Origin of the sequence: Azohydromonas aeria (assembly GCF_009760915.1) — a bacterium.
GTDB lineage: Bacteria > Pseudomonadota > Gammaproteobacteria > Burkholderiales > Burkholderiaceae_C > Azohydromonas > Azohydromonas aeria.
Genome location: NZ_VIDQ01000005.1, coordinates 39,804 through 61,263 on the forward strand (window position 1 = coordinate 39,804; position 21,460 = coordinate 61,263).

The 21,460-nt window shown below is 72.0% G+C and carries 23 protein-coding genes and 1 tRNA gene; 14 read left to right on the forward strand and 10 right to left on the reverse strand.

Going from position 1 to position 21,460, the window contains the following annotated elements; all coding sequences use genetic code 11:
- Window positions 1-16: 16 nt before the first annotated feature.
- From xth to FJ694_RS04875, 3 genes are read left to right on the forward strand one after another with little or no spacing between them, the layout of a single operon-like run.
- Window positions 17-799 (forward strand): exodeoxyribonuclease III, encoded by a 783-nt coding sequence (gene xth / locus FJ694_RS04865; protein WP_157264783.1) that lies wholly within the window; start codon window positions 17-19, stop codon window positions 797-799.
- Window positions 800-832: 33 nt separating this feature from the next.
- Entirely contained in the window at window positions 833-1,120 is a 288-nt protein-coding gene (locus FJ694_RS04870) for a BrnT family toxin (RefSeq protein WP_157264785.1), read from the forward strand.
- On the forward strand, window positions 1,086-1,364 hold the full coding sequence (locus FJ694_RS04875; protein WP_157264787.1) for a BrnA antitoxin family protein: 279 nt from the start codon (window positions 1,086-1,088) through the stop codon (window positions 1,362-1,364). The genes FJ694_RS04870 and FJ694_RS04875 overlap by 35 nt, the downstream gene beginning before the upstream one ends.
- Before the next feature lie 54 nt (window positions 1,365-1,418).
- Here FJ694_RS04875 and FJ694_RS04880 read toward each other — a convergent pair whose 3' ends face one another.
- Window positions 1,419-1,775: a putative quinol monooxygenase gene (locus tag FJ694_RS04880; RefSeq protein ID WP_157264789.1), complete on the reverse strand. Its 357-nt coding sequence runs from the start codon at window positions 1,773-1,775 to the stop codon at window positions 1,419-1,421.
- Between the two features lie 225 nt (window positions 1,776-2,000).
- On the opposite strand from FJ694_RS04880, the gene FJ694_RS04885 reads away from it, so the two are divergent.
- The gene (locus FJ694_RS04885; RefSeq protein ID WP_157264791.1) at window positions 2,001-3,062 is read left to right on the forward strand and encodes a hypothetical protein; all 1,062 of its coding nucleotides are present in this window, start codon (window positions 2,001-2,003) and stop codon (window positions 3,060-3,062) included.
- Between the two features lie 47 nt (window positions 3,063-3,109).
- Here FJ694_RS04885 and rng read toward each other — a convergent pair whose 3' ends face one another.
- From rng to FJ694_RS04925, 8 genes are read right to left on the reverse strand one after another with little or no spacing between them, the layout of a single operon-like run.
- Window positions 3,110-4,582: a ribonuclease G gene (gene rng / locus FJ694_RS04890; protein ID WP_157264793.1), complete on the reverse strand. Its 1,473-nt coding sequence runs from the start codon at window positions 4,580-4,582 to the stop codon at window positions 3,110-3,112.
- Between the two features lie 34 nt (window positions 4,583-4,616).
- Window positions 4,617-5,237, reverse strand: coding sequence for a Maf family protein (locus tag FJ694_RS04895; RefSeq protein WP_157264795.1), 621 nt, complete (start codon window positions 5,235-5,237; stop codon window positions 4,617-4,619).
- 25 nt (window positions 5,238-5,262) lie between these two features.
- Window positions 5,263-5,733, reverse strand: a complete 471-nt coding sequence (gene rlmH, locus FJ694_RS04900; protein ID WP_157264797.1) for a 23S rRNA (pseudouridine(1915)-N(3))-methyltransferase RlmH — start codon at window positions 5,731-5,733, stop codon at window positions 5,263-5,265.
- A gap of 10 nt (window positions 5,734-5,743) precedes the next feature.
- The gene (gene rsfS / locus FJ694_RS04905; RefSeq protein ID WP_157264799.1) at window positions 5,744-6,565 is read right to left on the reverse strand and encodes a ribosome silencing factor; all 822 of its coding nucleotides are present in this window, start codon (window positions 6,563-6,565) and stop codon (window positions 5,744-5,746) included.
- Window positions 6,566-7,174 carry a nicotinate-nucleotide adenylyltransferase gene (nadD, locus tag FJ694_RS04910; RefSeq protein ID WP_157264801.1) on the reverse strand — a complete coding sequence of 203 codons (609 nt, stop codon included), beginning with the start codon at window positions 7,172-7,174 and terminating at the stop codon, window positions 6,566-6,568.
- On the reverse strand, window positions 7,171-8,115 hold the full coding sequence (gene hemF / locus FJ694_RS04915) for an oxygen-dependent coproporphyrinogen oxidase (RefSeq protein ID WP_157264803.1): 945 nt from the start codon (window positions 8,113-8,115) through the stop codon (window positions 7,171-7,173). Before hemF ends, nadD begins: the two co-directional genes overlap by 4 nt.
- 4 nt (window positions 8,116-8,119) lie before the next feature.
- Window positions 8,120-9,403 (reverse strand): phosphoribosylamine--glycine ligase, encoded by a 1,284-nt coding sequence (gene purD, locus FJ694_RS04920; RefSeq protein ID WP_157264805.1) that lies wholly within the window; start codon window positions 9,401-9,403, stop codon window positions 8,120-8,122.
- Complete coding sequence (locus FJ694_RS04925; RefSeq protein ID WP_157264807.1) at window positions 9,400-10,131, reverse strand: YebC/PmpR family DNA-binding transcriptional regulator; 732 nt, start codon at window positions 10,129-10,131, stop codon at window positions 9,400-9,402. Before FJ694_RS04925 ends, purD begins: the two co-directional genes overlap by 4 nt.
- 111 nt (window positions 10,132-10,242) lie before the next feature.
- On the opposite strand from FJ694_RS04925, the gene FJ694_RS04930 reads away from it, so the two are divergent.
- Entirely contained in the window at window positions 10,243-11,745 is a 1,503-nt protein-coding gene (locus FJ694_RS04930) for a helicase HerA-like domain-containing protein (protein ID WP_157264809.1), read from the forward strand.
- A gap of 36 nt (window positions 11,746-11,781) precedes the next feature.
- On the opposite strand, the gene FJ694_RS04935 is transcribed toward FJ694_RS04930, so the two are convergent.
- Window positions 11,782-12,231 (reverse strand): hypothetical protein, encoded by a 450-nt coding sequence (locus FJ694_RS04935; RefSeq protein WP_157264811.1) that lies wholly within the window; start codon window positions 12,229-12,231, stop codon window positions 11,782-11,784.
- Window positions 12,232-12,393: 162 nt separating this feature from the next.
- Here FJ694_RS04935 and FJ694_RS04940 point away from each other — a divergent pair, with 162 nt between their 5' ends.
- The 9 genes from FJ694_RS04940 (at window position 12,394) to FJ694_RS04980 (ending at window position 21,441) form a co-directional block, all read left to right on the forward strand.
- Window positions 12,394-14,199 (forward strand): glutamine--tRNA ligase/YqeY domain fusion protein, encoded by a 1,806-nt coding sequence (locus FJ694_RS04940; protein WP_157264813.1) that lies wholly within the window; start codon window positions 12,394-12,396, stop codon window positions 14,197-14,199.
- A gap of 124 nt (window positions 14,200-14,323) precedes the next feature.
- Complete coding sequence (locus FJ694_RS04945; protein ID WP_157264815.1) at window positions 14,324-14,578, forward strand: hypothetical protein; 255 nt, start codon at window positions 14,324-14,326, stop codon at window positions 14,576-14,578.
- Window positions 14,579-14,653: 75 nt separating this feature from the next.
- Complete coding sequence (locus FJ694_RS04950; protein ID WP_157264817.1) at window positions 14,654-15,049, forward strand: YchJ family protein; 396 nt, start codon at window positions 14,654-14,656, stop codon at window positions 15,047-15,049.
- Window positions 15,046-15,822 carry a pseudouridine synthase gene (locus FJ694_RS04955; protein ID WP_157264819.1) on the forward strand — a complete coding sequence of 259 codons (777 nt, stop codon included), beginning with the start codon at window positions 15,046-15,048 and terminating at the stop codon, window positions 15,820-15,822. The genes FJ694_RS04950 and FJ694_RS04955 overlap by 4 nt, the downstream gene beginning before the upstream one ends.
- Window positions 15,823-15,889: 67 nt before the next feature.
- Window positions 15,890-15,965: transfer RNA gene (locus FJ694_RS04960), tRNA-Ala, on the forward strand.
- 853 nt (window positions 15,966-16,818) lie between these two features.
- The gene (locus tag FJ694_RS04965) at window positions 16,819-19,347 is read left to right on the forward strand and encodes an EAL domain-containing protein (RefSeq protein ID WP_157264821.1); all 2,529 of its coding nucleotides are present in this window, start codon (window positions 16,819-16,821) and stop codon (window positions 19,345-19,347) included.
- 36 nt (window positions 19,348-19,383) lie between these two features.
- On the forward strand, window positions 19,384-19,566 hold the full coding sequence (locus tag FJ694_RS04970; RefSeq protein WP_157264823.1) for a hypothetical protein: 183 nt from the start codon (window positions 19,384-19,386) through the stop codon (window positions 19,564-19,566).
- On the forward strand, window positions 19,563-20,459 hold the full coding sequence (locus tag FJ694_RS37020; RefSeq protein WP_157264825.1) for an HDOD domain-containing protein: 897 nt from the start codon (window positions 19,563-19,565) through the stop codon (window positions 20,457-20,459). Before FJ694_RS04970 ends, FJ694_RS37020 begins: the two co-directional genes overlap by 4 nt.
- A gap of 22 nt (window positions 20,460-20,481) precedes the next feature.
- Entirely contained in the window at window positions 20,482-21,441 is a 960-nt protein-coding gene (locus FJ694_RS04980) for an ATP-binding protein (protein ID WP_232539901.1), read from the forward strand.
- The last annotated feature ends 19 nt before the right edge of the window (window positions 21,442-21,460 follow it).

Sequence of the window (21,460 nt, forward strand, 5' to 3'; positions counted from 1 at the left end):
AACCTCCTGTTGCCCCATGAAACTCGCCACCTGGAACGTCAACTCCCTCGCCGTGCGGCTGCCGCAGCTGCTCGACTGGCTCGCTGCCCATCCCGTGGACGCCATCGTGCTGCAGGAAACCAAGCTCACCGACGACAAGTTCCCGCACGCCGCGCTGCAGGACGCCGGCTGGCACGCGCAGTGGTTCGGGCAGCGCACCTACAACGGCGTGGCGCTGATCTCGCGCCAGCCGGTGGCCGACGTGCAGCGCAACATCCCCGGCTTCGACGACGCGCAGGCGCGCGTCATCGCCGCCACCCTCACCTGCGCCGACGGCCAGCCGCTGCGCTTCGTCGGCGGCTACTTCCCCAACGGGCAGGCGCCGGGCAGCGAAAAATTCGCCTACAAGATGGCGTGGCTGGAGGCGCTGCAGGCCTGGCTCAAGGACCAGCTGGCGCAGTTCCCGCGCCTGGTGCTGGGCGGCGACTTCAACATCGCGCCCGACGACCGCGACGTGCACGACCCGGTGCTGTGGGCCGGGCAGATCCACTGCACGCCCGAGGAGCGGGCGCATTTCCAGGCGCTGGCCGGGCTGGGGCTGTGGGACGCGTTCCGGCTCTTCGAGCAGCCGCCGCGGCTGTGGAGCTGGTGGGACTACCGCAACCTCGCCTTCCGCAAGAACCAGGGCCTACGCATCGACCACCTGCTGGTCAGCGAGGCGCTGAAACCGCTGGTGCGCGCCTGCCACATCGACAAGGCGCCGCGCAAGAACGAGCGGCCCAGCGACCATGCGCCGGTGGTGGTGGAGCTGGACTGCTGAAGCCCAACTTCAGATTGTTAATACAATTTGATTGTGGAAATCGACTATGACCCAGCCAAGAACGAGCGGAACATCCGCGAACGGCAACTGGCATTCGAGCGGGTCAGCGATTTCGACTTCGAAACCGCGGTGTTTTCAGTGGACCAGCGTCGCGACTACGGAGAAGTCCGCTGGCGGGCGTTGGGCATGCTCGACGGCCGCGTGCATGCACTGGTGTTCGTCGAGACGCAGCAAGGAGTCCGGGTCATCAGTTTCCGCAAGGCCAACCAGCGCGAGGTGAAGCACTATGAGCGAGCAAAAACCCAGCCCCGAAGCGGTTGACGACGACAACCCGGAATGGACGGCAGATGAAGTGAGCCGGGCGCAGCGCTTCGTGGCCTTGCCGCAGTCCCTTCAGGACAAGCTGGGCCGGCGGGTGCGAGGGCCTCAGAAGGCTCCCTTGAAGGAGCCCACCACCATCCGCTTTGACAGCGACGTGCTGGAAGCCTTCAAGGCCACCGGCCGGGGCTGGCAGACGCGCATGAACGACGCCTTGCGGGACTGGCTGCGCACCCACCGCCCCTGACCGGTCACCCGCCCCGCCGCCTGCTGGCGACCTGGGGCGGGCATCAAGCCAGGCTCAGCGCCTGAACCCGCCCTCCACCACGAAGAACTGCGGCTTCAGCCCGGCCAGCGGCTCGCGCAGCTTCTCGACCTCGGCCGCGGGCGCGTGCACTTCCAGTCGCGTCACGTCGGCGATCTTCAGCGCCTCCTGCAGCACCGGGCCGACGTTCTCCAGGTGGTGCAACAGCGCGGCACTGTCCACGTAGCCCTCGCGGCAGTGCACGGCGTCGCCGTCGAAGCTGAAGGCGTAGTGCAGGCAGCCGTCCTCCGTGCGGGTGCGCTCCTCGAACTGCACGCACAGGCTTTTGAAATCGTCCAGGCGGCCCGGGTGGACCTTGAAGTACGGCACGAGGGTGCAGCAGGTGTCGGCCATGGTTCGGTTCTCCTCGATGAAAAGCTTCGGGTCGTTGAGTGCGCGGCACGCTCGCCTTCGATGCGCGCCGCTGCAGGATCATTGTGGTGGCGCCGCCAGGCCGCGCCGGCCGCCCACGGCTCCGGGAATGCCCTGAGACGCGGGCCCTGGAGCACCCGCGCGGCATGCCGGTTGCACGGCGCCCGGCCCACGGCCTGGCCGCATTCAACGGATGGAGGAGACGCGATGGACGCACGGCTGCTGCAAGGCCTCACCCTGCCCGGCTTCGGCCCCATCGAGGTGCTGCAGGCCGAGGTGGTGGAGCTTTCCGGCCTGGCGCTGCGCGACGGCGCCTGGCGCCTCGGCCGGCTGCAGCTGCGCGGCGTGGAGCTGCGCACGCCGCTGCTGGCGCTGCGCGCCGGCCAGGTGCTGCTGCGCGGCCTGGGCCTGCGCCTGGGCACGCCCGCGCCCGGCGCGAACGGCGGCGCGCCGACGCTGCAGGCGCTGAGCCTGGAAGCGCTGGAAGTGCAGGACGCGCAGGTGGAGCTGGCCCGGGCGCCCTCGCCCGCCGCGGCCGGCGCGCAGGCGCAATGGCAACTCGACGCACTGGCCGGACTCAACGGGCGGCTGCAGATGCACATCGACGACGCGGCCTGGATCGTGGACGCGGAGGTGGGCATCGTCATCCAGGACGGGCGCATCGACTTCAACCGGCTCTCGGTCGAGCACATCGGCCCGGACTCGCCCATGGGCGTGAGCCACATGGGCATCTACGCCGACAGTCCCAAGGGCCGTGACTACCTCTACCAGTTCGCGCTGCCGCACGTACCCGGCGTGCGCTTCGAGCAGCGCGGCTCGCTCTTCGGCGCGCGCGTCACCGACCGCGGCTCGCTGCAGCTGCAACCCTTCGTGGAGAGCCTGCTGCACAACGCCGGCTGCGGCACGCCGCAGGGCCGCCCCGGGCGCCAGGCCACGCAGGCGCTGCAGCGCACGCGGCTCGGCGGCGAGGTCCGCCTGGGCGACGGCGTGATGGGCACGCGGCGCCAGCACGTGGAGCTCTCGGGCCAGGCCCAGGGCCGCAACCGCGTGGGCGTGACGGCGGCGGTGATGGGCCGGCAGCTCGTGCTGCGCGTGCCGGAGCTGCAGGCGGCGCAGGCGCTGTTCTCGCTGCCGGGCCTGGACGGCGGCAGCGGGCCCATCGCCGGCACGGTCAGCGCCACGCTCAGCGCGCCGGGCCACGGGCCGGCGCTGCGCCTGGCCGCGGAGCGGCTGACGGTGCAGGCGCTGCGGCTGGGCGGCGCGGTCTAGGAGGTTCGGGAAACGCGGACGGCAGCCACCCGGCGCGCCGCCCGGCCTCACAGCAGCACGATGTCGTACTGCTCCGGGTTCATGGTCGGCTCGGCAGAGAGCGAGATCGGCTTGCCGATGAACTCCGACAGCCCGGCCAGGTGCGGGCTCTCCTCGTCGAGCAGCATCTCCACCACCGCGGCGCTGGCCACGACGCGGAATTCCTTGGGATTGAACTGCCGCGCCTCGCGCAGGATCTCGCGCAGCACGTCGTAGCACACGCTGCGCGCGGTCTTGACCTGGCCGCGGCCGCCGCAGGTCGGGCACGGCTCGCACAGCATGTGCGCCAGGGACTCGCGCGTGCGCTTGCGCGTCATCTCGACCAGCCCAAGCTGCGTGAAGCCGCTCACCGTGGTCTTGGTGCGGTCGCGCGAGAGCTGCTTGCGGAACTCCGCCAGCACGGCGCCCTGGTGCTCGTCGCGCGCCATGTCGATGAAGTCCACGATGATGATGCCGCCCAGGTTGCGCAGCCGCAGCTGCCGCGCGATGGCGCCGGCGGCTTCCAGGTTGGTCTTGAAGATCGTGTCGTCGAAGTTGCGCGCGCCGACGAAGCCGCCGGTGTTGACGTCCACCGTGGTCAGCGCCTCGGTCTGGTCGATGATCAAGTAACCACCGCTCTTCAGGTCAACCCGCCGCGCCAGCGCGCGCTCGACCTCGGCGTCGATGTTGTAGAGGTCGAAGATCGGGCGCTCACCCTTGTAGAGCTCCAGCTTGCCCACGGCGCCGGGCGTGAACTCCTGGCCGAAGGCGGTGAGGTGGTCGAACTGCATCCGCGAGTCGATGCGGATGGAGCCGGTGTGCTCGTTGCTAAGGTCGCGCAACACGCGCTCGGCCAGGTTCAGGTCCTGGTGCAGCAGCGTGCCCGGCGGCACGGTGAAGGCGCGCTCGCGGATGGCGGCCCAGGTCTTGCGCCCGTAGGCGATGTCGTCGGCCAGCTCGGCGTCGGTCGCGTCCTCGGCATTGGTGCGCAGGATGAACCCGCCGCCGCCGCCCGTCTCGCGCGTGCCCACCAGCGCCTGCATGCGCTGGCGCAGCTGGTCGCGCAGCTCGCCCGAGCCGATCTTCTGCGAGATGCCGATGTGGTCGTCCTGCGGCAGGTGCACGAGCAACCGTCCGGCGATGCTGATCTGCGTGGACAGCCGCGCGCCCTTGGTGCCGATTGGGTCCTTGATGACCTGCACCATCAGGCTCTGACCTTCGAATACCTGGCGCTCGATGGGCACGGGAATGTGGTTGCCGCCGGGCTCGAAGCGGCTGTGGCCGACCAGGTCGGCCACGTGCAGGAAGGCGGCGCGCTCCAGCCCGATGTCGATGAAGGCGCTCTGCATGCCGGGCAGCACGCGCGCGACCTTGCCCAGGTAGATGTTGCCCACCAGCCCGCGCTCCAGCGCGCGTTCGATGTGCAACTCCTGTACGGCGCCGTTTTCGACGATGGCCACGCGTGTCTCCTGCGGGGCCCAATTGATGAGGATGTCTTGCATGCGCTGCGGCTGCCGTCTGCCGCGGCGCGCGGACTCAGAAACGCACGTGCGCTTGCCGCAGCAGCATGGCCGTCTCGTGGAGGGGCAAACCCATGATACCGGAGTAGCTCCCCTCGACATGGGCCACGAAGGCGGCGATGCGGCCCTGGATGCCGTAGGCGCCGGCCTTGCCGAAGGGCTCGCCGCTGTCGATGTAGGCGTCGATGTCGCTCTCGCGCATGCCCTCCAGGCGCACGCGCGACACGCTCAGCGCGTGCAGCACGCGCTCGCCCTCGCAGGCCACCGACACGGCGGTGAGCACGCGGTGCGTCTGGCCGCACAGCCCGCGCAGCATGGTGCGGGCCTCGTCGGCATTCGCCGGCTTGCCCAGGATGCGCCGGCCCAGCGCCACGGTGGTGTCGGCGGCGAGCACCGGCACGCCGGCCAGGCCCTGACGCTCGCGCCGCGCGCGGGCGGCGTCGAGCTTGGCGCGGGTGACGCGCTTCACGTAGTCCTCCGGCCGCTCGTCGGGCAGCGCCAGCTCCAGCGCCTCGGCGTCCTCGTGCTCTTCGGGCAGCAGCAGCTCGAAGGCCACGCCGATCTGCTCCAGCAGCTGGGCACGGCGCGGGCTTTGCGAGGCGAGCAGGATGCGCTCGTGTTGGGTGTGTTCAGTCATCGCTCAACTCGATTCTTTTGTCCGGTCATTCCCGGTGGTAGGGATGGTTCACCGTCAGCGACCAGGCGCGGTACAGCCCCTCGGCCAGCAGGATGCGCACGAAGGCGTGCGGCAGCGTCAGCTCGGACAGCCGCATGGTCTCGTCGGCCGTGCCCTTGAGCGCGGCATCGAGCCCGTCCGGGCCGCCGATCATGAAGGCCACGTCGCGGCCGTCCTGCAGCCAGAAGCGCAGCCGCTCGGCCAGCGCCACGGTGGTCAGCCGCGTGCCGCGCTCGTCGAGCACCACGCGGCGCGCGCCCTTCGGAATGGCGGCCTCGATGCGCTGGGCCTCCGACGCCATCAGCGCCGCGGGCGGCTTGCCCGTGGTGCGTGGCTCGGCCTTGAGCGCCTTGAGCTCCAGCCGCAGCTCCGGCGGGAAGCGCTTGGCGAAATCGTCGTAGGCCGCCTCGGCCCACGCCGGCTGGCGCTGGCCGATGGCGGCGATCACCAGCCGCACGGCGCCGGGCTCAGCCGCGCGCGGCCTTCTTGGCGGCGGCCTTGCGGGCCGGCGCCTTCTTCGCGGGCGCGGCGGCAGCCTTCTTGGCCGCCGGCGCCTTGCGCGCCACCGCCTTCTTGGCCGGTGCCTTCTTCGCCGCGGCCTTCTTCACCGGGGCGTTCACCACCAGGCGCTGCTCGGGCACGGCCTTGGCCGTCGTGGCCTTCTTCGCGGCCACCTTGGTGCCCGTGGTGCGCGTGACGGCCTTCTTTGCCGGCGCTGCCTTCCTGGCGGCCACGGCCTTCTTCGCCGGCGCGGCCTTGGCACTGGCGGACGCCGCCTTCTTCGCCGGCGCCTTGCGGCCCGCGGTCTTCTTCACCGGCGCCGCGGCCAGCGCGGCCTTGCCGGCGGCGGTGCGCGCGGTGCGCGAGGCGTGGGCGCTTTCGGCCGCGTCCTCGTCGGCGTCCTCAGCGTCGGCCGAGGCCTTGGGCAGGCCCTTGGCCTTGCCGTCGCCGAGCTTGAGCTTCACCGGCTTCTCGCCCCAGATCTCCTCGAGATGGTAGTACTCGCGGATGGCGGGCTGCATGATGTGGGCGACGGCGGCGCCGCAGTCCACGATGATCCATTCGCCGTTGTCCTCGCCTTCGGTGCGCATCACCTCCAGGCCGCGCGACTTGACCGTCTCGCGCACGCTGGAGGCCAGCGCCTTGGTCTGGCGGTTGCTGGTGCCCGAGGCAATGATCACGCGCTCGAAGAGCGGCGAGAGATGCTCGGTATTGAAGACCACGATGTTCACGGCCTTCACGTCTTCGAGGCCATCGACGATGGCGCGTTGCAGCTTGCGGATGTCCATTCAACTCCCGGGGTCAGCCCGGTACAGGGCGTTCTGGTCAATATAGGCCGCGACCGCCGACCCCACCAGCGAGGAAAGATCCTCGCCGCGGGCCGCACGTTCGCGGATGTCAGTGGACGCCACCGCCATGGGCGGCAGCGCCAGTGTTTCGATGTCATGCGCCACGGCCGCCACCTCGACCGGCGCGCGCGGCGCCTGGCCGGCGCGGCCGGCCACGGCCAGCGTCACGCGCTGCAGGATCTCCTGCCAGCCGTGCCAGGTGTGCAGCCGCGCGTACTGGTCCTGCCCGACGACGAGGTACAGCTTCGCCCCGGGCACTTCAGCAGCGAGCTCGCGCACCGTGTCCAGCGTGTAGCTGGGCCCGGCGCGGTGCAGCTCGCGCTCGTCGATGGCGAGGCCCGGCTCGCCCTGCAGCAGCAGCTGGAGCATGGCCACGCGGTGCGGGGCGTCGACGATGCGCCGCCCCTCGGCCAGCTTCTGCCAGGGCCGGCCCGCCGGCAGCAGCCGCACCTCGTCGAGCCGCAGCTCGTCGCGCGCCTGGCGGGCCAGCGCCAGGTGCGCCAGGTGCGGCGGGTTGAAGCTGCCGCCAAGCAGGCCGATGCGTTTCACTCGCCGAGCCAGTCGCGCGGGCGCAGGAAGTCGCTGTAGAGCCGCGCCTCGGCGCTGCCGGGTTGCGGATGCCAGTCGTAGCGCCACTTCACCAGCGGCGGCATCGACATCAGGATGCTCTCGGTGCGCCCGCCCGACTGCAGCCCAAACAGCGTGCCGCGGTCGAAGACGAGGTTGAACTCGACGTAGCGACCGCGCCGGTAGGCCTGGAAGTCGCGCTCGCGCTCGCCATAGGGCAGCTCGCGCCGGCGCTCGACGATGGGCAGGTACGCGGGCAGGAAGGCCTCGCCCACCGCGCGCACCATCTCGAAGCTGCGCACCGGGCCCAGCTCGCAGAAGTCGTCGAAGAAGATGCCGCCCACGCCGCGCGGCTCGTTGCGGTGCTTCAGGAAGAAGTACTCGTCGCACCAGGCCTTGAAGCGCGGATGCAGCGCCGCGCCGTAGGGCGCCAGCGCGTCGGCGCAGGTGCGGTGGAAGTGGCGCGCGTCCTCCTCGAAGCCGTAGTAGGGCGTGAGGTCCATGCCGCCGCCGAACCACAGCACCGGCGCGCGGCCGTCCGATGGTTGCGCGGCGAACATGCGCACGTTCATGTGCACCGTGGGCACCATCGGGCTGCGCGGATGCAGCACCAGCGACACGCCCATGGCCTCGAAGCTCGCGCCGGCGAGATCGGGCCGGTGCTGCGTGGCCGAGGGCGGCAGCGCGCGGCCCTTGACGTGCGAGAAGTTGCAGCCGCCGCGCTCCAGCAGCTTGCCCTCCTCCACCAGGCGCGACAGGCCGTCGCCTTCGAGCCGGCCGCCGGGCTCGCGCGTCCAGCCGTCGCTGCGAAACGGCGTGCCGTCGGCGGCTTCCAGCGCCGCGACGATGCGCTGCTGCAGGTCCAGCAGCCAGGCGCGCACGGCGGTGGTGTCGAGGACGTCGGCAGTGCCCGCGGTGCCCATGGCTTCAGCGCTGCTTGATGGCACGGTAGCCGATGTCGGTGCGGAACTGCGCGCCGTCGAACTGCACGCCCGACAGTGCGTCGTAGGCGCGCTGCTGCGCCTTCTTCGCCGAGTCGCCCAGCGCGGTGACGCACAGCACGCGCCCGCCGCTGGTCACCAGGCCCTGGTCGGTGAGCGTGGTGCCGGCGTGGAACACCACGGCGTCCTCGGTGGGCGCGGGCAGGCCCAGGATGGCGTCGCCCTTGCGCGGGTTCATCGGGTAGCCGGCGGCGGCCATCACCACGCCCAGCGCGAAGCGGCGGTCCCACTGCAGCTCGACCTTGTTGAGCGTGCCGTCGGTGGCGGCCAGCAGCACCTCCAGCAGGTCGCTCTTGAGGCGCATCAGGATCGGCTGCGTCTCCGGGTCGCCCATGCGGGTGTTGAACTCCAGCGTCTTGACCTGGCCCTCGGGGCTGACCATCAGCCCGGCGTAGAGGAAGCCCGTGAAGGGCCGGCCCTCGCGCGCCATGCCGGCGATGGTGGGCAGGATCACCTCGTGCATCGCGCGCGCATGCACGTTGGGCGTGACCACGGGCGCGGGCGAGTAGGCGCCCATGCCGCCGGTGTTGGGCCCGGCGTCGGCGTCGAGCAGCCGCTTGTGGTCCTGGCTGGTGGCCAGCGGCAGCACGTGGTGGCCGTCGCACAGCACGATGAAGCTGGCTTCCTCGCCCTGCAGGAACTCCTCGATCACGACGCGCGCGCCGCCGGCGTTGTACTGCACGCCCAGCTCGTTGCCTTCGAGCATGAAGTCGATGGCCTGGTGCGCCTCCTCCAGCGTCATGGCCACGACCACGCCCTTGCCCGCGGCCAGGCCGTCGGCCTTGACGACGATGGGCGCGCCCATCTGGTCCACGTAGGCATGCGCCGCGGCGGCGTCGGTGAAGCTCTCATAGGCCGCGGTCGGGATGCCGTGGCGCTTCATGAAGTCCTTGGCGAAGGCCTTGGAGCTCTCCAGCTGCGCGGCGGCCTTGGTCGGGCCGAAGATGCGCAGCTGGCGCTGGCGGAACACGTCCACCACGCCGGCGGCCAGCGGCGCCTCGGGGCCGACCACCGTGAGCGCGACCTTCTCGGCCTGGGCGAAGTCGGCCAGCGCGTTGACGTCGGTGATGGGGATGTTGCGCAGCCGCGCGTCGGTGGCCGTGCCGCCGTTGCCCGGCGCCACGAACACCTGGTTGACGCGCGGCGACTGCGCCAGCTTCCAGGCCAGCGCGTGCTCGCGCCCGCCGTTGCCGATGACCAGGACCTTCATGCCTGTTCCTCGATCTCGGCGTTGTGGAACACGGCCTGGGTGTCGTCCAGGTCCTCCAGCACGTCCAGCAGCTTCTGCATGCGCTGGGCGTCCTCGCCGCCCAGGGCGATGGCGTTCTCGGCGCGCATGGTCACTTCCGCGATCTCCGGGGTGAAGCCGGCGGCGGTCAGCGCTTCCTTGACGGCCTCGAAATCGGCCGGCGCGGTCAGCACCTCGATGGAGCCGTCGTCGCCGGTGATCACGTCCTCGGCGCCGGCTTCGAGCGCGGCTTCCATGAGCTTGTCCTCGTTGGTGCCGGGCGCGAACAGCAACTGCCCGACATGCCTGAACTGGAAGGCCACCGAGCCCTCGGTGCCCAGGTTGCCGCCGTACTTGCTGAAGGCGTGGCGCACCTCGGCCACGGTGCGCACGCGGTTGTCGGTCATGCAGTCCACGATGATCGCGGCGCCGCCGATGCCGTAGCCCTCGTAACGGATTTCCTCGTAGCTCACGCCTTCGAGGTTGCCGGTGGCCTTGTCGATGTTGCGCTTGATGGTGTCGGCCGGCATGTTGGCGGCCTTGGCCTTGTCGATGGCCAGGCGCAGGCGCGGGTTGGCGCTGACGTCACCGCCGCCCTGGCGGGCCGCGACCATGATCTCGCGGATCACGCGCGTCCAGACCTTGCCGCGCTTTTCGTCCTGGCGGCCCTTGCGGTGCTGGATATTGGCCCATTTGGAATGTCCGGCCATCGTGGCTGCTCCTCGCCGGCCCGCGGGGCGTCCGGCTCTTTTGCTTGGTTAGACTGCCGGCGATTTTACCGGTCGCCCCCGCCACGCCCTTTTTCGAGGAGCCCGCACGCCATGGCCGAACCGATATTGCTTGCCCGACACGGCAATCAGGAAGCCTGCCTGCTACCCGCCCTGGCCAATCGCCACGGCCTCGTCACCGGCGCCACCGGCACCGGCAAGACCGTCACGCTGCAGTGCCTGGCCGAGGGCTTCAGCGCCCTGGGCGTGCCGGTGTTCATGGCCGACGTGAAGGGCGACCTGACGGGCATCAGCCAGAGCGGCAGCCCGAGCCCGAAGCTCGTCGCCGCGCTGGCCCAGCGCGGGCTGGACGTGCCGCCGCCCCGGGCCTGCCCGGTGACGCTGTGGGACGTGTTCGGCGAGCAGGGCCACCCGGTGCGCGCCACCATCAGCGACATGGGCCCGCTGCTGCTGTCGCGCATGCTCGCGCTCAACGAGACGCAGGCCGGCGTGCTGAACCTGGTGTTCCGCATCGCCGACGACCACGGGCTGCTGCTGCTGGACCTGAAGGACTTGCGCGCCATGCTGCAGCATGTGGGCGAGAACGCCCGCGACTTCACCACCACCTACGGCAACGTCAGCGCCGCGAGCATCGGCGCCGTGCAGCGCGCGCTGCTGCAGATCGAGCAGCAAGGCGGCGACCGCTTCTTCGGCGAGCCCATGCTCGACATCGCCGACTTCATGCAGACGGTGGACGGCCGCGGCGTGGTCAACGTGCTGGCCGCCGACAAGCTCATGCAGGCGCCGCGCCTCTATGCCACCTTCCTGCTGTGGCTGCTGTCGGAGCTGTTCGAGACGCTGCCCGAGGTGGGCGACGTGGACAAGCCGAAGCTCGTGTTCTTCTTCGACGAGGCGCACCTGCTGTTCAAGGACGCGCCGGCGGTGCTGGTGGAGCGCATCGAGCTGGTGGTGCGCCTGGTGCGCAGCAAGGGCGTGGGCGTGTTCTTCGTGACGCAGAACCCGGCCGACCTGCCCGACAGCGTGCTGGCGCAGCTGGGCAACCGCGTGCAGCACGCGCTGCGCGCCTTCACGCCGCGCGACCAGAAGGCGGTGCGCGCCGCGGCGCAGACCATGCGCCCGAACCCGGCGCTCGACATCGAGGCCGCCATCACCGAGCTGGCCGTGGGCGAGGCGCTGGTGAGCCTGCTCGATGAGCATGGGCGCCCGGGCGTCACGCAGCGCGTGTTCGTGCAGCCGCCGGGCAGCCGGCTCGGCCCCGTCACGCCGGACGAGCGGCGCGCGCTCATCGGGGGCTCGCTGGTGGCCGGCGTGTATGAGCAGGCGGTGGACCGGGAATCGGCCTACGAGCGGCTGCGCGGCCATGCCGCGCAGGCGCTGGACGCAGCCTCGCCGGGCGGCGCGCCGGCGTCGGGCGGGCTGCTCGACAGCCTGAAGGACGCGCTGTTCGGCAGCACCGGCCCGCGCGGCGGGCGGCGCGAGGGCCTGGCCGAGGCGGCGGCGCGCAGCGCGATGCGCACCGTCGGCTCGACCGTGGGCCGCGAGATCGTGCGCGGCGTGCTGGGCTCGCTGCTGGGCGGCACGCGCCGGCGCCGCTGAGGCCGAAGCCGGGACCGGCCCCGGCCGGCAGTGCCGTCAGCGCCGCCAGTGGTGGCGGTGGCCGCCGCCCCAGCCGGGTGCGCCGATGTACACCGGGGCGGCCGTGTACACCGGCGGCGGCCCGATGAAGCGCGGCGCGGCCGGCACGTACACCGGCGGGCCGTAGGCCGGCGGCGGCGGGGTGTAGATGGGCGGCGGCGCGTAGTAGACGGGAGGCGGCGCCACGTAGGCCGGCGGCCGCGGCACGTACAGCGGCGGGGGCGAGACGTACACCGGCGGTGGCGGCGAGTAGCCCACGCCCGGCGGCGCGACGTACACCGGTACCGCCGGGCGCAGCGGCGTGGTGGAGATGACGGTGCCCACCGTCACGCCCGGGACGAAGGAACCCACGCCAACGGACCACTGCACGTCCGCGCGGGCCGGGACCGACGCCAGGCCCACGAGGGCAAGCGCGGCGGCCGAAAGGAAGAAACTGGAGCGCATCATGGCGGCTTCCTTCGAGGAGGGTCCGCCTACAACGCGCCAGCCCCCGCGCCGGTGCACGGCCGGAGTGTGTCGGCCTGCAAATACCCCCCTCGATAGAATCCGGCGCAACCCCAGCTCCTAGATTGCGCCGGCCCTGCCGCCGGCCCACCTCTGCCGCACTCCATGTCCGCACCTGAAGCCCCCAAGCCGAGCAACTTCCTGCGCGCCATCATCGAACGCGACCTGGCCGCCGGCACCTACGCGCCGCGCCACTGGGCCGGCAGTCCCGGCGACGCCGCGCACCAGGGCAGCGGCGCGCTGGACCCGGCGCGCATCCGCACCCGCTTCCCGCCCGAGCCCAACGGCTACCTGCACGTCGGCCACGCCAAGAGCATCTGCCTGAACTTCGGCCTGGCGCGCGACTTCGGCGGCGTCTGCCACATGCGCTTCGACGACACCAACCCGGAGAAGGAAGAGCAGGAGTACGTCGATTCCATCCTCGACGCCGTGCAGTGGCTGGGCTTCTCGTGGGACGCCAACGGCACCTCGCACCTCTACTACGCGAGCAACTACTTCGACTTCATGTACCGCGCGGCCGAGGCGCTGATCGAGGCCGGCCACGCCTACGTCGATGAGCAGACTCCGGAGGAGATGCGCGCCAACCGCGGCGACTTCGGCACGCCCGGCACCGACAGCCCGTTCCGCAACCGCAGCGCCGAGGAAAACCTGCAGCGCTTTCGCGAGATGCGCGACGGCAAGCACCCCGACGGCGCGATGGTGCTGCGCGCGAAGATCGACATGGCCTCGCCCAACATCAACCTGCGCGACCCGGCCATCTACCGCATCAAGCGCGCCACGCACCACAACACCGGCGACCGCTGGTGCATCTACCCGATGTACACCTACGCGCACCCGATTGAGGACGCGCTGGAGAACATCACCCACAGCATCTGCACGCTGGAGTTCGAGGACCAGCGCCCCTTCTACGACTGGCTGCTGGAGCGCCTGGCCGACCTGGGCCTGCTCTCGCGCCCGCTGCCGAAGCAGTACGAGTTCGGGCGGCTGAACCTCACCTACGTCATCACCAGCAAGCGCAAGCTCAAGGCGCTGGTGGACGAGGCCATCGTCAACGGCTGGGACGACCCGCGCATGCCCACCATCGCGGGCCTGCGCCGGCGCGGCTACACCCCGGAGTCGCTGCAGCTCTTTGCCGAGCGCATCGGCGTCGCCAAGGACTACAGCTGGATCGACTACGCCACGCTCGAAGGCGCGCTGCGCGACGACCTCGACCCCAAGGCGCCGCGCGGCCTGGCGGTGCTCGACCCGCTCAAGCTCGTGCTGGAGAACTGGGACGAGGCGCTGGGCGCCGGCCACATCGAGCCCTGCAGCGCGCCGGTGCACCCGTCGCAGCCCGAGCGCGGGCGGCGCGAGTTCGGCATGGGCCGCGAGGTCTGGATCGAGCGCGAGGATTTCGCCATCGACCCGCCCAAGGGCTACCACCGCCTCTACCCGCCCAAGGGCGACACCGCCGGCAACCGGGTGCGCCTGAAGTACGGCTACGTCGTCGAGTGCACGGGCTTCGAGCAGGACGCCGACGGGCGCGTGACGCTGGTGCGCGCGCGGCTGCTGCCCGAGACCAAGAGCGGCACGCCCGGCGCCGACAGCGTCAAGGTCAAGGGCGTGATCGGCTGGGTCGGCGCGCAGCCGCCGGAACAAGGCGGCGGCGTGGCCGCCGAGGTGCGGCTCTACGACCGGCTTTTCACCGAGGCGCAGCCCGACGCCGGTGGGCGCGACTTCAAGGCCAGCCTCAATCCGGACAGCCTGCGCGTGGTGCAGGCGGTGGTGGAGCCGTCGCTGGCCGCGGCCGACCCCGACGAGCGCTTCCAGTTCGAGCGGCACGGCTATTTCGTCACCGACCGCGTGGACCACGCGAGCGGCCGCCCGGTGTTCAACCGCATCACCGGCCTCAAGGACAGCCGCGGGCGCTGAACGGGAGCCGCCTCCTGTGCCCAGGGGGCGACCCCGGGCACTGCGGGTGCCTCCTGGCTGAGGCGACAATCGGCTTTCAGGCGGGGGCTGCTCCGCCGCTCACGACACATCCGCAGGAGACCGCATGGCCAAACCCAACTACGCCTTCGAGAAACGCCAGCGCGACCTGGCCAAGAAGAAGAAGAAGGAAGAGAAGCTGGAGGAGCGCAAGCAGCGCAAGGCCGCCGGCCTGCCGCTTGACGACGCCACCGCCGACGGCGGCGCGCCGCTGGCGCCCGAGGGCGACGTGACCGACCCGGGCGACGGCAGCGCCGGCGTCTCCGAGATCCAGCGCGACGATCCCACCGGCACCGCGCCGGCCGGCGAGGCGGCGCGCTGACACCCCTTCCGCCGCAACCCCTGACCGCGCCGTCGCGCCACCGGGCCCGACGGCGCGGTCCGTTTTGAACGCCCCATGACGATGTCCCCCGCCGAAACCTGCCCCTGCGGCAGCGGCGCCGCCTACGCTGCCTGCTGCGGGCGCTGGCACGCCGGTGCGCAGCACCTGCAGGCGCCGGACGCGCCCGCGCTGATGCGCTCGCGCTACAGCGCCTTCGTGCTGGGCCTGCGCGACTACCTGCTGGCCACCTGGCACCCGTCCACCCGGCCCGCCGTGCTGGAGCCCAACGAGCCGGGCCTGCGCTGGCTCGGCCTGCAGGTCAAGCGCCATGAGCCGATCGACGAGGCCCATGCGCGCGTCGAGTTCGTGGCGCGCAGCAAGCTCGGCGGCCGCGCGCACCGGCTGCACGAGATCAGCCGCTTCGTGCGCGAGGACGGGCGCTGGTTTTACGTGGACGGCGAGCTGCCTTGAACACGGATTCGCCAGGCGATGCCGCGCCGGACGCGCTGCCGCTGCTCTACCGCGACGCGCACCTGGTCGTCGTGGACAAGCCCGCCGGGCTGCTGGTGCACCGCACTGCGCTGGACGCGCACGAGCAGCGCGCCGCGCTGCAGCTGGTGCGCGACCAGGTCGGCGCACCGGTCTGGCCGGCGCACCGGCTCGACAAGGGCACCTCGGGCGTGCTCCTGTTCGCCCTGGACGCCGCGGTGGCGCGCACCCTGGGCGCGCAGTTCGAGTCCGGCCTGCCGCGCAAGACCTACCTCGCGCTGGTGCGCGGCTGGCCGCCGGCCCAAGGGCTGATCGAGCATCCGCTGGCGCGCGATCCGGAGCGCCCTTCCGCCGGCCAGCCGCTGCTGGAGGCGCGCACGCGCTTCGAGCGCCTGGCGAGCGTGGAGTGGCCCTTCGCCACCGACGCGCGCCATGCCACCAGCCGCTACGCGCTGCTGCGGGTGGCGCCGGAGAGCGGCCGGCGCCACCAGATCCGCCGGCATCTGAAGCACGTCGCGCATCCGCTCGTCGGCGACGCGACGCATGGCAAGGGCGCGCACAACCGCGCCGTGGCGGCCTGGCTCGGCCAGCAGCGGCTGTGGCTGCACGCGCTGGCGCTGGAGCTGCCACACCCGGTCGGCGGCGCGCCGCTGCGCATCGAGGCGCCGCTCGACGCGTCCTGGCAGGCCCTGCTGGCGCGCGGCCCGTGGCAGTGGGACGCGCCGCTACCGGCCGCGATGGCCGCGCCAAAGTGAAAAATTCAAACTTCAATCCCGCAAGCTTGCGCGCTCGAATTGATGCCGCTATACTGCTAGCTTCTGTGGGGACGTAGCTCAGCTGGGAGAGCGTCGCGTTCGCAATGCGAAGGTCGGGAGTTCGATCCTCCTCGTCTCCACCACGAATCTGAAAAGGGCCTTGCACTCGCAAGGCCCTTTTTCTTTGTCCGCTCGCTGCGCCGGGCACCGCCCCGGCTGCCGTCGGCGAGGCCCGCAATCCAGGCGACGACCGTGCCGGCGAGGAAGGTGCGTTGACACGCAACCGCCCCTGTAAAACCTTTGCCGGCGTCCTGCTTCTCCCCAGTCGCTGTGGACAACTCTGTGAGCCACCTGCACACACGCGATGCAAGTGATTGATTCACAAGGCCCGGCTTGGTGCTGCTTACAAATGAGGCAGTTTCATGACGGCGGCGCCGGCCAAGCCCCTACCAGCAACGTCAATCGACTTGAATCCCCCAGGCACGGGCGTAGAGTGAAGCCGTCAACCGATGGCACAGCGGAAGGCCAGAACGGAACGCCATGAGGGCTTACCCAGTACCGCCTCCGATTTCTGCTTGAGGACGACAGGCAACCCGCCACCGGATCAAGGCCGCTGGCGGGTTGCTCCATTTGGGGCCCACCCGGCCATGCCGCCCTCGCCGCCGCCTGACCGCGGTCACGCCGCGCGGCATTGACGTGCCTCAACGAAAGCCATCGCGGCGTGACCCACTGCGCACTCATGCACCCCTGAAGCGTGATTCTTTTCACGGCTTTCGGCGGCGGGCGTGCGGTTTTTCGCACCGGTCCCCTCAACTCCCAGGGCTCCGGGTCCGATGGGCGAGCTTCCGCCGCGCCCGGCATGCGCCGCCGCGGCCCCCTCCCGCCTGCACCGCCTTGCCCATCGTGACCGACACACCGCCGTCTTCAGCCCAGCCTGCGCCGCGCCCACGGCCGGCCGGACCCCAGGCGCGGCGCGGCGCCGGCTGGCATGCCGACATGCTGGAGCGCACCGAGGCGCTGTGCCGCTCGGGCTCCTTCGAGATCTTCCTGCCCGCCGGCGAGCTGGTGCATTCGCCCGGGCTGCGCCAGCTCATCGGCGCCGCCGCCGAGCCGGACGCGCCCGGGGACCACCTGGACGACCTGCACTGGATTCCGGCCGAGGAGCGCGCGCTCATCGCCGGTTTCTGGCGCCAGGCTGTGCCGGGCGAGTCCTTCGACTTCCACCACCGCATCGTCACCGCCTCGGGGCAGCGCCGCGTGGTGCTGCACCGCGGCCTGCTCGACGCGGCCGTGAACGGCGTCAGCCGCGGCGTGGCGCTGCTGCAGGACGTCACCGAGCGCCACGAGGCCGAGCAGCGCATCCAGCAGCTCGCCAGCCAGGACGAGGTCACCGGGCTGCCCAACCGCGCCTCGCTGCTCGACCAGCTCGATGCCGCGCTGCATGCCGCGCGCTGGGTCGACCACGGCGTGTGGCTGATGACCATCGCGGTGCCGCGCATTGCCGAGGTGCGCGCCAAGATGGGCTTCGCCGCGGGCGACACGCTGGCGCGCGACATCGGCGCGCGGCTGCGCCGGGCCTGCGCCGGCGGCGAGGTCGTGGCTCGGCTCGACGGCGGCCTGTACGCGCTGTTCCTGGAGAGCGACACCCCCGGCGACGCCAGCGTGCCCCGCGAGCGCGCGCAGGCCCTGCTGCGCTGCTTCGACCTGCCGATACGCCTGGGCGCCACGGACGTGTACGCGCGCGGGCTCATCGGCATCGCCGGTTTCCCGGCCGACGGCCAGAGCGCCGAGGCGCTGCTCGAAGGCGCGCAGACGGCACGGCTGGACCTGGCCCCGGGCGAGCGCGTGGCCTTCTTCCGGACCGAGGCCAACGCGCGGGCGCTGCGCGAGATGGAGATCGAGTCGCTGCTGGCCACCGCCGCGGAGCGCAGCGAGCTGGCGCTGGCCTACCAGCCCAAGGTGGACCTGGCCAACGGCCGCATCCGCGGCGCGGAGGCGCTGCTGCGCTGGCATTCGCCGGTGCTGGGCACGGTGTCGCCGGCGGAGTTCATCCCGATCGCCGAGCGTTGCGGCCTCATCGGCAGCCTCCAGGACTGGGTGCTGCAGCGGGCCTGCGGCCAGGCCGCGGCGTGGCAGCGCGCCGGGCTGCCGCCGCTGCGCCTGGCCATCAACCTCCCGGCGGTGCAGCTGCAGCGCCCGGACCTGGCGCAGCACATCGGCGCGGCGCTGCGCGCCGCCGAGGTGTCGCCGGCCTGGCTGGGCGTCGAGCTCAACGAGACCGCCGTGATGGCCGACGTGCAGCACGCCTGCGCCGTGCTCGGCCAGATCCGCGCCCTGGGGGTGGAGATCTCGCTGGACGGCTTCGGCACCGGCTACTCCAGCCTGAGCCACCTGCGCCACCTGCCCATCGACGTGCTCAAGATCGACCGCTCCTTCGTGCACGACATCACCAGCCGCGTGGAGGACGTGTCGCTCACGCGCGCGATCCTGAGCATGGCGCACGGGCTGCGCATGCAGGTGCTGGCCGAGGGCGTGGAAACCGAGGGCCAGCTCAGCCTGCTGGCGGCCAACCGCTGCGACGCGATCCAGGGCCACTGGTTCAGCGCGCCCGTGGCGCCGCAGGCCTTCGAGGCCCTGGTGCGCGAGGGACGGCGCCTGCCCGAGCGCTTCCTGACGCACGTGCGGCGCCAGCGCACGCTGCTGCTGGTCGATGACGAGGCCAACATCCTGTCCGCGCTCAAGCGGCTGCTGCGCCGCGACGGCTACAGCATCGTCACCGCCGGCAACGCGGCCGAGGCGCTGCAGCGGCTGGCCGAGCACGAGGTGGACGTGATCGTGTCGGACCAGCGCATGCCCGGCATGACCGGCGTGGAGCTGCTGCGCCGCGCCAAGGACATCCACCCCGACACGGTGCGCATGGTGCTGTCGGGCTACACCGAGCTGCAGTCGATCATCGACGCGGTCAACGAGGGCGCCATCTACCGCTTCCTGACCAAGCCCTGGGACGACGCGCAGCTGCGCGCCCACGTGGCCGAGGCCTTCCGCCACAAGGAGATGGCCGACGAGAACCGCCGCTTGGCCGGCCAGGTGGCCACGGCCAACAGCGACCTGGCGCAGATCAACGAGCGGCTGCAGGCGCTGCTGGCGCAGCAGCGCGAGCGTGCCGAGCTGCTGGCGGCCAACGCCGGCCACCTGCGCGAGCTCGTCGCCGCCCTGCCCACGCCCGTGCTGGGCATCGATGCCGAAGGCGCCGTCGCCTTCGCCAACCACGACGCCGAGGCGCTGCTGGCCCCCGCCGGGCTCCTGGGCCGCCCGATCGACGCCGTGCTCGGCCGCCCGCTGCACGGCCCCGGCACCGGCACCGACGCGCACGCCGACACGCTGCCCGCCGTGGCGCTGGGCGGGCGCCAGTGGCGGCTGCTGTGCCGCGGCCTGGACACCCGGCACCGCGCCCAGGGACAGCTGCTGCTGCTGTTGCCGGCCGCGGGCGACGCCGCGCCGCCACCGCCGCCACCCCATTCCTGACCCATGTCGCCCATCCCTGCTCCCGATTCCCCGCGCGTGACGACTCCCGCCGCCGCCGCCGCGCAGCCCGATCCCCAGCCACCCGCCGCCCCGGTGCCGGCCCCGGGCGATGCCGCCGCGGCGCGGCTGGCGCACCTGTTCCGCTCGTCCACGCGCGCCGGGCGCGTCCACCCGCTGCAGCCGCTGCTGCAGCGCTATCGCGCGGGCGAAGCGACGTGAGCCCGGCAGCGCGCATCGACGCCGAGGTGCTGCAGCGCCGCGTGCAGGCCCTGCCCGCGCTGCCCCGCGCGGCGCTGGACGCGCTGGAGGCGCTGCGCGACGACGGCCTGGACCTGTCGCAGTGCGCCGAGACGCTGGCGCGCGACCCGGCGCTGGCCGCCGGCGTGCTGCGGCTGGCGAACTCGCCCTTCTACGGCGTGCCCGGGCGCGTGGCACGCGTGCACGACGCGGTGCTGCTGCTGGGCCGGCGCATGGTTTCCACGCTGGCCACGGCCGCGCTGGCCATGGCGCAGTTCGCGCCGCCGCGGGTGCCGGCCTTCGGCTTCGAGGCCTTCTGGCGCCATGCCATCGCCGTGGCGCTGGCCGCGCGGGCGCTGGCGCGCGAGCTGCGCCAGGACGAGGACGTGGCCTTCACCGCCGGGCTGCTGCACGACATCGGGCGGCTGGCGCTGGCCACGCTGTACCCGCAGCCGCTGGCGCAGGCGCTGGCCTGGGCCGCGGCGCGCGACGTGCCCGACGGCGTGGCCGAACACGAGCTGCTGGGCGTGGACCATGCCGCGCTGGGCCGGCTCATCACCACGCACTGGCGGCTGCCGGCCACGGTGGCACAGGCCATCGGCGGCCACCACGGCCCCTTCGACGCCCTGGCCGGCCCGACGCCGGCGCTCGTCGTGCACATGGCCGACGCGATGGCGCATGCGCTGGACCTGGAGAGCGACGCGCGCGAGCGGGTGCCCGAGCTGGCCCCGCCGGCCGCCGCCTGGGTGGCCATGCAGGGCAGCCAGCTGCTGCCGCTGCTGCGCGAGGTCGAGACCGGCGTGCAGGCCCTCGGCGCCGCCCTCGGACTGCGGGCCCGCACGGCCCCGACCGCATCCCCGGCCGCCCTTTCCTGATCCCGATGCCGACAAGCCGCCGATGAAAGTCTTCCATCACCCCGACCCCTCCATGCCGGCCGAGGAGATGCTGGAGGTCTCGGCGCGCCAGGTGCAGTTCCTGATCCAGGAGAACCTGGCGCTCATCGAGATCAACCGCCAGCTGCGCCAGGCGCGCGACCAGCTCCAGCAGGCCGAGCGCATGGCCTCCATCGGCCAGCTCGCCGCCGGCGTGGCGCACGAGATCAACAACCCGGTGGGCTACGTGTTCTCCAACTTCAGCACGCTGAAGGGCTACCTGCGCGACCTGTTCCGCATGCTGCAGGCCTACGAGGACGCGCAGCCGCTGCTGGCCGGCACGGCGGCCGGCGCGGCGCTGGCGGCCCTGCGCGCGGACATCGAGCTCGACTACCTCAAGGAGGACGTGCCAGCGCTGATGGCCGAGTCGCGCGAAGGCATCGCGCGGGTGCGCAAGATCGTGCAGGACCTGAAGGACTTCTCGCACGTCGATGCGCGCGCGCAGTGGGAGTGGACCGACCTGCACCGCGGCCTGGAGTCCACGCTCAACATCGTGGCCAACGAGGTCAAGTACCGCGCCGACGTGGTGCGGGAGTACGGCACGCTGCCCGAAGTGCGGTGCCTGCCCAGTGAGCTCAACCAGGTGTTCATGAACCTGCTGGTCAATGCCGCGCAGGCCATCACGGGCGAGCGCGGCACGGTGCACATCCGCACCGGTGCCAACGCCGACGCCGGCGAGGTGTGGGTGGAAGTCGAGGACGACGGCTGCGGCATGCCGCAGGAGGTGCAGTCGCGCGTGTTCGACCCCTTCTTCACCACCAAGCCCGTGGGCAAGGGCACGGGGCTGGGGCTGTCGCTGTCCTACGGCATCGTCAAGAAGCACCACGGCCGGCTCACGGTGCGCAGCGAGCCCGGCGTGGGCAGCTGCTTCCGGGTGACGCTGCCCGTGGCCGGCCCGGCGGCAGCGGCGGAGGGCGCGGCATGAGCGCCGCCGCACGGCCGCT